Origin of the sequence: Actinoplanes sp. L3-i22 (genome assembly GCF_019704555.1) — a bacterium.
In the GTDB taxonomy this organism is placed as follows: Bacteria; Actinomycetota; Actinomycetes; order Mycobacteriales; family Micromonosporaceae; genus Actinoplanes.
The window spans coordinates 878,367-890,215 of the sequence record NZ_AP024745.1 but is presented as its reverse complement, the minus strand read 5'-3'; the positions used below and the strand labels follow the sequence as shown (position 1 = coordinate 890,215).

The 11,849-nt window shown below is 72.6% G+C and carries 11 protein-coding genes; 3 read left to right on the top strand and 8 right to left on the bottom strand.

The genetic code is table 11. The annotated features are described in order from the left end of the window. Positions 1-82: 82 nt before the first annotated feature. Both purE and L3i22_RS04185 read right to left on the bottom strand, forming a co-directional pair. On the bottom strand, positions 83-580 hold the full coding sequence (gene purE / locus L3i22_RS04190) for a 5-(carboxyamino)imidazole ribonucleotide mutase (RefSeq protein WP_221325683.1): 498 nt from the start codon (positions 578-580) through the stop codon (positions 83-85). After that, complete coding sequence (locus L3i22_RS04185) at positions 580-1,722, bottom strand: 5-(carboxyamino)imidazole ribonucleotide synthase (protein ID WP_221325682.1); 1,143 nt, start codon at positions 1,720-1,722, stop codon at positions 580-582. Before L3i22_RS04185 ends, purE begins: the two co-directional genes overlap by 1 nt. Positions 1,723-1,870: 148 nt before the next feature. Here L3i22_RS04185 and L3i22_RS04180 point away from each other — a divergent pair, with 148 nt between their 5' ends. After that, on the top strand, positions 1,871-2,035 hold the full coding sequence (locus tag L3i22_RS04180) for a hypothetical protein (protein WP_221325681.1): 165 nt from the start codon (positions 1,871-1,873) through the stop codon (positions 2,033-2,035). Here the strand turns inward: L3i22_RS04180 and L3i22_RS04175 are convergent. From L3i22_RS04175 to mca, 4 genes are all read right to left on the bottom strand, one after another. Continuing rightward, the gene (locus L3i22_RS04175) at positions 2,016-4,007 is read right to left on the bottom strand and encodes a thioredoxin domain-containing protein (protein ID WP_221325680.1); all 1,992 of its coding nucleotides are present in this window, start codon (positions 4,005-4,007) and stop codon (positions 2,016-2,018) included. The genes L3i22_RS04180 and L3i22_RS04175 overlap by 20 nt on opposite strands. A 149-nt stretch (positions 4,008-4,156) precedes the next feature. Next, the gene (locus tag L3i22_RS04170) at positions 4,157-6,646 is read right to left on the bottom strand and encodes a bifunctional diguanylate cyclase/phosphodiesterase (protein ID WP_221325679.1); all 2,490 of its coding nucleotides are present in this window, start codon (positions 6,644-6,646) and stop codon (positions 4,157-4,159) included. Between the two features lie 244 nt (positions 6,647-6,890). Then, positions 6,891-7,241, bottom strand: coding sequence for a hypothetical protein (locus L3i22_RS04165; protein WP_221325678.1), 351 nt, complete (start codon positions 7,239-7,241; stop codon positions 6,891-6,893). A gap of 16 nt (positions 7,242-7,257) precedes the next feature. Then, positions 7,258-8,142: a mycothiol conjugate amidase Mca gene (mca, locus tag L3i22_RS04160; RefSeq protein WP_221325677.1), complete on the bottom strand. Its 885-nt coding sequence runs from the start codon at positions 8,140-8,142 to the stop codon at positions 7,258-7,260. Positions 8,143-8,253: 111 nt separating this feature from the next. Here mca and L3i22_RS04155 point away from each other — a divergent pair, with 111 nt between their 5' ends. Continuing rightward, complete coding sequence (locus L3i22_RS04155; RefSeq protein ID WP_255657936.1) at positions 8,254-8,676, top strand: DUF4307 domain-containing protein; 423 nt, start codon at positions 8,254-8,256, stop codon at positions 8,674-8,676. A 140-nt stretch (positions 8,677-8,816) separates the two neighbouring features. Then, entirely contained in the window at positions 8,817-9,311 is a 495-nt protein-coding gene (gene greA / locus L3i22_RS04150) for a transcription elongation factor GreA (RefSeq protein ID WP_221325675.1), read from the top strand. Between the two features lie 10 nt (positions 9,312-9,321). Here greA and L3i22_RS04145 read toward each other — a convergent pair whose 3' ends face one another. Then, complete coding sequence (locus tag L3i22_RS04145) at positions 9,322-10,557, bottom strand: M48 family metallopeptidase (RefSeq protein WP_221329774.1); 1,236 nt, start codon at positions 10,555-10,557, stop codon at positions 9,322-9,324. A gap of 52 nt (positions 10,558-10,609) precedes the next feature. Further along, positions 10,610-11,845: a threonine ammonia-lyase gene (ilvA, locus tag L3i22_RS04140; protein WP_221325674.1), complete on the bottom strand. Its 1,236-nt coding sequence runs from the start codon at positions 11,843-11,845 to the stop codon at positions 10,610-10,612. Positions 11,846-11,849: the final 4 nt, after the last annotated feature.

The following is an 11,849-nucleotide window of genomic DNA, read 5'->3' as shown; positions in this document are numbered from 1 at the left end:
GTCGCGTGGCGGCCCGGGGCGGGCAGGTGGCCGCGACGCCGTCAGTGCCACTGGCGGCGTCACGTCGTACCGTCGAAAGGTTTTAGCCCAGAAGTTTTTCGCGGAGCGCGGCGTCCTTCTCGGCGACGAGCTTCTCCAGCGAGGACTGGAAATCGGACATCTTCTGGCGCAGGGCCGGGTCGGCGGCGCCGAGGATCCGGACCGCGAGCAGGCCGGCGTTGCGCGCCCCGCCGATCGACACGGTCGCCACCGGGACGCCGGCCGGCATCTGCACGATGGAGAGCAGCGAGTCCATCCCGTCCAGGTGCTTGAGCGGCACCGGAACGCCGATCACCGGCAGCGGGGTGAGCGCCGCGACCATGCCCGGCAGGTGGGCGGCCCCGCCGGCCCCCGCGATGATCGTCCGGATGCCGCGACCGGCCGCCGACTCGGCGTAGTCCACCATCTTGCGGACCGTCCGGTGCGCGGAGACCACGCCCACCTCGAACGGTACCTCGAACTCGGCGAGCGCCTCGGCGGCGGCCTCCATGGTCGGCCAGTCCGAGTCACTGCCCATGATGATGCCGACGACGGGTGCCATCACTTGCCTTCCTGAAGCCATTGCGCGGCGCGCGCGGCCCGCGAGCGCACCGTGGGGAGATCATCGCCGAGCACGGTCACGTGCCCGATCTTGCGGCCGGGACGGACCTGCTTGCCGTAGAGGTGCACGCGCGCGTCCGGCACCTCGGCGAACAGGTGGTGCAGCCGCTCGTCGATCGAGATGCCGCCCGGCTCGCCACCGAGCACGTTCGCCATCACGACGACCGGCGCGGCCAGCGCGGTCGAGCCCATCGGATAGTCCAGCACGGCCCGCAGGTGCTGCTCGAACTGCGACGTCCGGGCGCCCTCGATGGTCCAGTGCCCGGAGTTGTGCGGGCGCATCGCCAGCTCGTTCACCACGATGCCGTCGTCGGTCTCGAACAGCTCGACCGCCAGCAGGCCGACCACGCCCAGCTCGGTGGCCAGGTCGATGGCGAGCTGCTGGGCGTGCAGCGCGAGCTCGTCGTCCAGCCCCTGGGCCGGGGCGATCACCTCGACGCAGATCCCGTCCCGCTGCACGGTCTCGACCACCGGGTACGCCGCGACCTGGCCGAACGGCGAGCGCGCCACCAGCGCCGCGAGCTCGCGCCGCAGCGGCACCCGGTCCTCGACGATCAGCGGGATGCCGGTCGACACCAGGTCCTCGGCGGCCTCGCGGGAACCGACCATCCAGACGCCGCGGCCGTCGTAGCCCCCGCGGGTCGCCTTCGCCACGACCGGCCAGGACCCGGCGGCGAACGCCTCGATCTCGTCGGCCGAGCTGACCCGGGCCCACCGCGGCACCGGCGCGCCGAGCGCCTCCAGGCGCTCCCGCATCATGCCCTTGTCCTGCGCGAAGACCAGCGCCTTGGACCCGGGGAAGATCTTCACGCCCTCGGCCTCGAGCGCCTCGATGTGCTCGGTCGGCACCTGCTCGTGGTCGAAGGTGACCGCGTCGCACCCCTTCGCGAACTCCCGCAGCGCGGAAAGATCGGTGTGCGACCCGATCGGCACGTCCGCCGCGACGAGCGCGGCACTGTCATCAGGCTTCTCACTGAGCACACGCAGTGACTGGCCGAGGGAGATCGCGGCCTGGTGGGTCATCCGGGCCAGTTGGCCACCGCCCACCATGCCGACTACGGGCAGACCGGTTCGGGTATCCATCGCCCGCCCAGCCTAGCCACGCCGTTTCCCCACCCGGAAATCAACCCAGCGTCATCCCAGAACCCAGGCAGCTGACCACACCCGTTCGAGGTCGTCACCTCCGCGTCGCGCGCGGTGGATCAGTACGTCAAGGTGCACGACTGCCGGAGTGCCGCGCTACTGGGTGGTCGACGACGACACGGTGACGCTGCACCGGCTCGCCATCTCCGGCAGATACGAAATGTCGGGTGTGGTGCCCCTGGCCGACCTGCTGGCGGCGCCGATCGGCGAGTTCCTGCCGGAGCCTCCCGAGATCAGTGCTGAAGGCGGGTGAGCAGCTCGGACGGGGTGGTGACCGGGAGGTCGCAGACGAAGCCGCGGCAGACGTAGGCGGTGGCCCGGCCGTCGGTCAACGGGCGGTCGGCCAGCAGTGGGACGCCGGGCAGGTTCGGGGCGCCGGCGACGATGACCGTGCCGGCCGGGGCCGCCCGGTACGCCTCGATGACCAGCGGGTCGGCCAGGTCCTCGGTGGCGACGGCGATCTCGAACGGGCCGGTCAGCGCCGCCTCCGCCACCGTCGCCGAGTAGCCGGCGAACCGCGGATGACCCTCGATCAGCGGGCCGACCGTGGCCAGCGCCGCGTCGGCCGCCTCCCGATAGGCCGTCTCACCGGTCAGCGCCGCGTAGGAGACCAGCGCCGCGCACACCGACGCCAGGCCGGACGGGGTGGCGTTGTCGGTCGGGTCGGCCGGACGGGTGAGCAGCTTCTCGGCATCGTCCGCGGTGTCGTAGAAGCCGCCGGACCCGGTACCGAAATGGGTCAGCGCGACCTCCAGCAAGCCGCCGGCGGACCGCAACCACCGCGGATCCGCGGTGATCTGATGCACGGCCAGGAACGCCTCGGCGACGCAGCCGTAGTCCTCCAGGACGCCGACCGGCTCGCCGACCGTGCCGTCCCGGGAGATCCGGCGCAGCCGGCCGTCGACCAGGTGGCGGTCGGCGAGCACCTCGGCCAGCGCGACGGCAGCCGAGCGGGAGGAATCAGAATCGGTCAGCACGCCGTGTTCGGCCAGCGCCGTGACGGCCAGCCCGTTCCATGCGGCGACCACCTTGTCGTCGCGGGCCGGCTGCGGCCGGGTGGCGCGGGCGGCGAGCAGGCGGGCGCGGACCGACTGCCAGCGGGCGATCAGCCCGGGATCGGCGGCGTCGATGTCGCGGCCCAGCACGAGCACGCTCGTCCCGTGCTCGAACGTGCCGTCCGGGGTGACCCGGAACAGGTCGGCGGCCCAGGGCCCGTCGTCGTCGCCGAGCACCTCGGTGAGCTGGGCCGGGGTCCACGCGTACGTCAGGCCCTCGACCCCGTCGGTGTCCGCGTCCAGCGCCGACGCCAGACCGCCGGCCGGCGTGCCCAGGTCACGCCGCAGGAACGCGGCGGTCTCGTCGGCGATCCGGCGGGCGAAGGCGTCCCCGGTGAGCCGCCAGAGCTGGGTGTAGACGCGCAGCAGCAGCGCGTTGTCGTAGAGCATCTTCTCGAAGTGCGGCACGGTCCAGTGGGCGTCCACCGAGTAGCGCGCGAAACCGCCGGCCAGCTGGTCGTAGATGCCGCCGCGGGCCATCTGCTCGCCGGTGTGCCGGGCCAGTTCCAGGGCCTCAGCGGAGCCGGTGCGCTCGTGGTGGCGGAGCAGGAACAGCAGGTCCATGTGCGGGGGGAACTTGGGGGCGCCGCCGAATCCGCCGTACGTCTGATCGTGTTCCTTGCCCAAAGCCTGCGCCGCGGCCGCCAGCATCTCCGCCGAGATCGCCGCGGTCGGGCCACCCACGGCCTGGGCGCCACCGACCGCCTGGACCACCGCGGCGCCCTGGGTGAGCACCTGGTCGCGCTGGTCCCGCCAGGCGGTGGTGACCGAGGTGAGCAGGCGGGCGAACTGGTCCTTGGGGAAATACGTCCCGCAGAAGAACGGGTCGCCGCCGGGGGTGGCGAAGACGGTCATCGGCCAGCCGCCCTGGCCGGTCATCGCCTGGGTCGCGGTCATGTAGACGGCGTCGACGTCCGGGCGCTCCTCCCGGTCCACCTTGATCGCCACGAAACCGTCGTTGAGCTGCGCGGCGACCTCGGCGTCCTCGAACGACTCGTGGGCCATGACGTGACACCAGTGGCAGGCCGCGTAGCCGACCGAGATCAGCACCGGCACGTCCCGGCGCCGCGCCTCCTCGAATGCCTCGTCGCACCAGGGCCACCAGTCGACCGGGTTGTCCTGGTGGGAGGTCAGGTACGGGCTCTGCGATCCAGCCAGCCGATTCGCCACCCTGACACTCCCGACCTTGACGTACGTGAATTACGGATGATCCCGTGACACCCGAGTTTGACACACCGGTTCGGCCGACTCGGGATACGACGAACGGCCCGGCGCGTTCCTCGTATCGGACCGTTTCGGCGGGACGAACCACTTACCCGTCAGGAGGCACCGTCGGCGCGCAGCGGCGTGACCGTCGCGGACGAGGCGGCCTGTAGCTGGGACAGCGCGTGGACGATCTTGTCGGCGGGCATCGGCTTGCAGAAGTGGTAGCCCTGGGCGGACGGGCAGCCGAGCGCGATCAGCGCCGCCCGCTGCTCGATCGTCTCGATGCCCTCGGCGACCACCCGCACGCCCAGCCGGGCGCCCAGCTCGACCGCGCCGCGCACGACCGCGCCCGCGGCCGGCTTGTCGATCATCTCGTCGACGAACGAGCGGTCGATCTTGATCTCGTGGACCGGGATCCGGGTGACCGAGGAGAGCGACGAGAAGCCGGTGCCGAAGTCGTCCAGCGACAGCTGCACCCCGGTCGCCTCCAGCCGGGCCAGCACCTCGTCGACGATGTCCCGCTCGCTGACCGCCACCGACTCGGTGATCTCCAGGACCAGCCGGGAGGCCGGTGTGCGGTGCCGCCGCAGCGCCTCGGTGACCTGCGCCGGGAAGGTCGGATCGGTCAGGCTGCGGGCCGAGACGTTCACCGACACCGGCACGTCGATGCCGGCCGCGGTCCAGTCCGCCGCCGAGGCCAGGGCCAGGTCGAGCACCCGCCGGGTGAACGGGATGAGCAGCTCGCTGCGCTCGACCGCGGGCAGGAACTCGGCCGGGGACAGCTGCCCGCGCCGCGGGTGCCGCCAGCGGACCAGCGCCTCGCAGCCGGTCGGCTCCGCGGTGATCAGGTCGACCGCGGGCTGCAGGTGCAGCACGATCTGGTCGTCGGCGGCGAACGCGTCCTGCAGCTCGGCGAGCAGCGCGAGCTGGTCGGTGCTGCTGGCGTCCTGGCCGCTGTCGTACGTCCCGACGGTCAGCCCCTGCTCCTTGGCCCGCCCGGCCGCCAGCGAGGCCCGCCGGAGCAGCTCGTTGACCTCGACGTGCCCGGCCTGGGCCACCACCGCGCCGACCGTCACCTCGACGGCCAGCCGCACCCCGGCGACCCGCATCGGCAGCCGCAGCTGCTCGACCAGCTCCCGGGACCGGCGCAGCGCCTGGGACAGGCTGTGCGGCCCGCCGTGCGCCCAGCCGGCCGGGTCGGCGAGCGCGGTCAGGGCCGGCATCAGCAGCGCGAACTCGTCGTCGCCGATCCGGGCGACCAGCTCGCCCGGCCGGGCCTGCTCGGTGAGCCGCTCGGCGATCACCCGCAGCACGTCGTCGCCGCCGCCGTGCCCGAGCGTGCTGTTCACCTCGCGGAAGTCGACCACGTCCAGCAGCAGCAGGGCGGCGGGCCGCCCGCGCTCGCCGGAGCGCAGCCGGGTGTCCCCGCCGGTGACCAGCGCGGACCGGTTGATCAGCCCGGTCAGCGGGTCGTGCATCCGGTCGTGCGCGACCCGGGCGGCGAGCTCGGCGATCCGCTGGTGGGCGGCCGCGTCGTGCAGGGCGCCGGCCAGGGCCTCCCCGTACGCCGTGATGGCCGCCTCGTCGTGCGGCACCGGCAGGGACGACTCGCCGAGCCAGACGGTCAGCTCGCCGACCGGCCGGCCGGCCACCGCCATGCTGCGGGTGACCGCCGTCCCGGCGCGGGCCACGCCCGGGTTCTGCCCCGGGCCCTCCTGGGTGTACCGCCGGCTGCCGTGTTCGGCGCTCAGCTCCAGCTCGGCGCGGTGCGCGCCGAAGACGTCCAGCACCCCGCGCAGACCGGCCCGGGCCACATCGGCCTCGGTGGCGCCGGGCAGCCGCGCGGTGGCGGTGGCGAACGCCTCCCACATCCGGCGCTGCTCGGCGGTGCGCAGGTGGAAACGGTAGGTCCGGTGCAGCAGCCACAGCACCGGGCCGAAGGCGAGCAGCCAGAACGGCTCGCGGACCAGTGCGAACACCGCGCAGAGGCCGACGATCACGTTGCCGGCCGACATCGGCGCCTTGGCGTAGAGCACCTTCGCGGCGATCTGCCCGGGCGGGACGTCCCGCTGCAGGCTCAGGGTGAGCACCACCAGCACGAAGGTGACCAGCAGATAGGTGGCCGCACCGGCGGCCAGGGCCAGCGCCAGCCGCCCGCTGTGCACCCCGGCGTCCCCGGCCAGCAGCGACGTGACCAGGGCGGCCGCGGACACGCCCAGGGTCATCGAGGCGACCAGGTGGACGATCTCGGCGACGTTGCGCAGCCCGGTCAGCCAGGCCAGCAGGAGCCAGGCCGCGCCGATGCCGGCCAGGGTGGCGGCCGGCAGCCAGCCGACCGGGCAGACCACGAGCCCGACCACCACGGCGGCCTCGGCCCAGGTCACCGAGACGGCGTCCGGGCCGAGCCGGAAGCGCAGGCCGGCCAGCTGGGCGATCGCCGCGAGCACGGCCGCCACGCAGACGCCGTCGACCGGCGACAGCGGGCTGCCGGCCGGGAGGTGTGCGGGTTGCAGGGCGCCGAGGAGGACGGCCGCCAGCGCGGCCACGACGACGGTCACGGTCAGGACGCGCGCCGGTCGCTGGGTCCACCCGGGAACCCTCATGGTCGTGCCCGCGGACGGAATCGGACCGGCACGGGACGATGCACGTGCAGATGCGGGATCGAGAGTCTGCGCCGGACAGTGTGCATCTCGGCGCCCCCTTCCGCGCAGGGTCCAGGAGCCGTGTGGCCCCCGGGCGGAAGGCTAAATCAATCGCGGAGAACGCAACAGGGCTTGACGCTGGGCGACTGACCACACTCGCCGCTCGCCGCGGCCCGGAACACGGGCGCGGCGAGCAACGGCATGATCACTGTGCGGCGCGGCCGGAGTCCGATGCGGACTCATGTTTCGGCTCCGAAACCGCCGCCACCTCGTCTTCCGTGGCGGCGACGGTCTTGGACGATCGATCCGCGTCGACACCGTCAGCGACATCGCCGCCGGATCGCTCGAGATCGGCATCGAGCCGCGCGATTTCCGCCACACGTGCCCGATCGCTCTTGTCATCAAAACTGTCGGGAAGCCGACGAATGCGTTTGTTCATGTTGCGGATCAACACGACTGTCGCAATACCCATCAGCACGATCACGAACAGGCCCATCGGGCCGGCCAGACCGCCGCCCCGAGTGTCTCCGAAGTTGTTGACCGCGAAAGTGTCCACGGGTTCAGACTACTGCTCAGACGGCTTCGACCGTCTCGCGGATGCCGGCGAACAGGTCGGACTCCGGAACCGGGCTGTCGACGACCGAGCGGGCGAGCTCGAAGTCCTCGGTGGGCCACACCTTCTGCTGCATCTCCAGCGGGATGTGGAACCAGAACCCGTCCGGATCGACCTGCGTGGCGTGCGCGCGCAGGGCGTCGTCCCGGACCGCGAAGTACTCCCCGCACTCGACCCGGGTGGTGAGCTTGTCGCCGCGGTCCTCCCGGTCCGACCACTTCTCCAGCCACTCCGCGTACGGCGACTCCAGCCCCGCCGCGAGCATCCCCTCGTGCAGCGCGAGCATCCGCGCCCGGGTCCAGCCGGAGTTGTAGTACAGCTTCGACGGCTGCCACGGCTCGCCCAGCTCCGGGTAGAGCTCCGGGTCGCCGGCCTGGTCGAAGGCGACCACCGAGATCTTGTGGCACATGATGTGGTCGGGGTGCGGGTATCCGCCGTTCTCGTCATAGGTGGTCATGACGTGCGGGCGGAACTCCCGGATCAGCTTGATCAGCGGCTTGGCCGCCTCCTGCGGGTCCTGCAGACCGAAGCAGCCCTCCGGCAGCGGCGGCAGCGGGTCGCCCTCGGGCAGGCCGGAGTCGACGAAGCCGAGCCAGGCCTGGTCCACACCGAGGATCTCGCGGGCCCGGTCCATCTCCTTGCGACGGATCTCGGTGATGTTCGCCAGGACCTCGGGGTCGTCCTTCAGCTTGGGGTTGAGCACGCTGCCGCGCTCACCGCCGGTACACGTCGCGACGAGCACCTGGACGCCCTCGGCGACATACTTCGCCATCGTGGCGGCACCCTTGCTGGACTCGTCGTCCGGGTGCGCGTGCACGGTCATGAGACGCAGTTGCTCTGCCACTTGATTACCCTCTCGACCAGGCCTGCCGTCAGCGGGCCGGGACCGGCTGCGAAGATGGACTCTGCCATTCTGGCCGATCCCACCGACAACAAACGCACGAGAGGCCCCCAGGTGAGCGAGACGCGCGCCACAACCCCGGTTTTCCCGCCCGGCCGGTACGGGCGGCGCCGGGAGGGTGGCCGGCGCCGATCGCTGCCGCTCGTGGTGGCCGCGGTCGTGTTCGCCGTCGGCGGCCTCGCGCTGAGCTGGGCTTATTACCAGAAATTCGGCCAGACGAACTACAGCCCGGAGATCGTCGGCTGGAACGAGCCGACCGACACCGAGATGGTGATCAAGTTCCGGGTCCGGGTGCCGTCCGGCGAGACCGCCGCCTGCGCCCTGCGGGCCCGCGACTTCCAGGGTTACGAGCTGGGCACCCGCACCGTGACGGTGCCGGCGAAACCCGGTGGCGGCGAGGTCGAGGTGACCGAGTCGGTGCCGACCACGGCGCGCGGCGCGGTGGGCGACGTGATGAACTGCCGCCCGGTCGGCTGAGCACCGCCCCGGGGGATCGACCACTCCAGCGGAATGCGTACCGCTGGTAAGGTTGGTGATTCGCTGCGTTCACGCGGCACACAAAATCCGCACCGCCCTGCCCCGCTTTCGCAGTTCCCGTTCCAGCAAGGAGATCGACCGTGTCCAGTTCCGAGGCGCCGAAGACCTGGCTGTCCCAGGACGCATACGACCGGCTGCAGGCCGAGCTCGACGAGCTGATCGCCGGCCGCCCGGCGATATCTGCGGAGATCAACGCGCGACGCGAAGAGGGTGACCTCCGGGAGAACGGGGGCTACCACGCGGCCCGCGAGGAGCAGAGCCGCCAGGAGGGCCGGATCCTGTACTTGAAGGAGTTCCTGCGCAACTCCGAGGTCGGCGAGGCGAAGGCGGCGGACACCGTGGTGCCCGGCTCGGTCGTGACCATCTACTTCGACGACGACCAGGCCGACACCGAGACGTTCCTGCTCGGCTCGCGCGAGATCTCGTCGACCACCGACCTGACGGTCTACTCGCCGGAGTCGGCGCTCGGCAAGGCGATCCTCGGCGCCCGCCCGGGCCAGACCATGAGCTACACGGCCCCCAGCGGCGCCGACATCAAGGTCACGGTCGTCAAGTTCGGCGCCTTCGAGGGCTGATCCCCCGGCGTCACCAGGTCGCGGCGGCGAGCTCGCGGCGCACTCGCTCGTAGTGCGCGGCGAGCTCTTCGTCCATCCGGGCCTGCTCCAGCTCGGTGACGACGACCGCGGCCGGCTGCGCCGCCCGGGCCGCGAGCAGTCCGGACCGCAGCCCGACCGGCGGGTGAGAAGCAAAAAGCGACACTTCGGTACGCCGACTGAGCTGCCGGAACGCCGGAACCTCCGGAGCCAGCCGGGTCAGCGACTGCCGCCCCGCCGCCGACCAGGCCGCCGAGCCGTGGCCGGCCCGGGCCTCCCGCCGCACCACGGTGTCGAGCGCGTCGCCGAACAGGAACTGGTCCAGCATCCGGATCGCCGCGTCGGTGCCGGCCGCCCGCGCGGCCAGTTCGTCGGCCCGGTACTCGGCCCGCTGCGAGTCACGCATGCTGGTCCAGAGCAGCAGCAGGTGCAGCCAGAGGAAGAGCTGCGAGGCGATCCGGCCGAGGAACTCCACGATGATCTCGACGATCCCGGCGCCGCGCTCCGGCCGCAGCAGGTAGGAGACCCGCGCCAGCGTGGTCCGCGCCGCCTGGGTGACCAGCCCCCGCCGGACGTCGCCGTTCACGAAGTGGCCCAGCTCGTGCCCGAGCAGCGCGACCCGCTCCTGCGGGTCCAGCACCGCCCACAGCGGGGCACCGAGGCAGAGCACCCGGCGCCGGCGCAGCCCGATCGTGCTGGTGTACGCGTTGCGCTCGGCGTCGAGCAGCACCACGTCCGGCGTCGGCGCGCCGACCGCCCCGGCCACCCGCTCGATCACCGCGAACAGCGTCGGCGCGGTCCCCCGGTCCAGCCGCTCGGCGCGCCCGTCCAGCCCGCCCAGCCGGGGCCGCAGGAACACCGCGACCGCGATCATCAGCGCCCCGATCAGGTTGACCGGCGTGAAGAAGTCGTAGAGGAGCAGCCAGATCCCGGTCACCAGCAGCGCGGCGACCGCGGCGAGCAGCAGCACCGAGACGGCCACCGTGACGATCCGGGCCGCGGACGCCGAGCGGGCCGCCACCGGCTCCCCGGTCAGCTCGGCGTGCTGCCGCTCGGTCAGCCAGTACGCCGCCCGGAACAGCCGCCGGTCCACCCAGCGCCAGCCGATCTCCGGCCGGCGGTTCTGCGCCTCGAACCGGTCCAGGTTCCACTCGCAGTCCGGGCACCACGGCTCGGCCGTACCCTTGCTGATCGTCGCCGCCGAGCACTTCGGGCAGCTCTCCCCCATCGACACGGGGCATGATGATCCAGGTCGCGGCCGATCGCGGCAACCCCGTTCGTCAGGGGGTGGCGTCGGCCAGCAGGGAGACCCGGTAACCGGCGTCGCGCAGCGCGCCGATCAGCGCGGACGAGTGCGCCGGCCCGCGCGTCTCGACCGAGAGCGCCACCTCCGCCTCGCCGAAGCTCAGCCGCGGGCTCTGCCGGGTGTGCTCCACGTCCACCACGTTGGCCCGCTGCTCGGCGATCTTCCGCAGCAGCTGGGCCAGTTGGCCGGGCCGGTCCGGGCAGCGCACCGCCAGGCGCAGGAACCGGCCGGCCGAGGCGAGGCCGTGCTCGATCACCCGCAGCAGCAGCATCGGGTCGATGTTGCCGCCGGACAGGATCGCCACCACCGGCCCGCCGTCCCGCGGCGGCACGAAGGCGCCGGTCAGCAGCGCCGCGACCGCCGCGGCGCCGGCCGGCTCGACCACCATCTTGTGCCGCTCCAGCAGCACCAGCAGGGCCGCCGACAGGTCCTCGTCGGTCACCGTCACGATCTCGTCGACCAGCTTGGCGACGTGCGCGAAGGTCAGGTCGCCGGGGCGCAGCACCGCGATGCCGTCGGCGATCGTGGCGCACGAGTCCAGCTTGCGCGGGGCGCCGGCGGCCAGCGAGGGCGGGAACGCGGCCGCCCCGGCCGCCTGCACCCCGATCACCCGCAGGTCCGGGCGCAGCGCCTTGGCGGCGACCGCCAGGCCGGAGATCAGCCCGCCGCCGCCGACCGCGGTGATGATCGTGCCGGCCTCCGGGCACTGTTCGAGGATCTCCAGCGCGAGGGTGCCCTGGCCGGCGATCACGTCCGGGTGGTCGAACGGGTGGATCAGCACCGCCCCGGTCCGGCGGGCGAAGTCGCTCGCCGCCTCCAGGGCGTCGTCGACGCTGGTCCCGGCGTACTCGACGCCCGCGCCATACCCCTTGGTGGCGGTGACCTTGGGCAGCGGCGCGCCCTCCGGCATGAAGACGGTCGCGGTGATGCCGAGCAGCCCGGCGGCGAGCGCCACACCCTGCGCGTGGTTGCCGGCGCTGGCCGCGACCACCCCACGGGCGCGCTCCTCCGCGGAGAGCCGGGAGATCCGGGTGTACGCGCCGCGCACCTTGTACGACCCGGCGCGCTGCTGGTTCTCACACTTGAGCCAGACCGGCACCCCGGTGATCTCGCTGAGCGGCCGGGAGGTCACCAGTGGCGTGGTCTTGACGACCCCGCCGAGCAGTTCCCGCGCCGCTTCGACGTCGGCCAGGGAGAGCAGGTCGGTCATGGGC

What these genes read in the sequence shown, in the direction of transcription:
- L3i22_RS04145 (WP_221329774.1), bottom strand. Translation starts at nt 10,557, where the DNA reads ATGGGGGAGAGCTGCCCGAAGTGCTCGGCGGCGACGATCAGCAAGGGT.
- purE (WP_221325683.1), bottom strand. Translation starts at nt 580, where the DNA reads ATGGCACCCGTCGTCGGCATCATCATGGGCAGTGACTCGGACTGGCCG.
- L3i22_RS04170 (WP_221325679.1), bottom strand. Translation starts at nt 6,646, where the DNA reads ATGAGGGTTCCCGGGTGGACCCAGCGACCGGCGCGCGTCCTGACCGTG.
- L3i22_RS04185 (WP_221325682.1), bottom strand. Translation starts at nt 1,722, where the DNA reads ATGGATACCCGAACCGGTCTGCCCGTAGTCGGCATGGTGGGCGGTGGC.
- ilvA (WP_221325674.1), bottom strand. Translation starts at nt 11,845, where the DNA reads ATGACCGACCTGCTCTCCCTGGCCGACGTCGAAGCGGCGCGGGAACTG.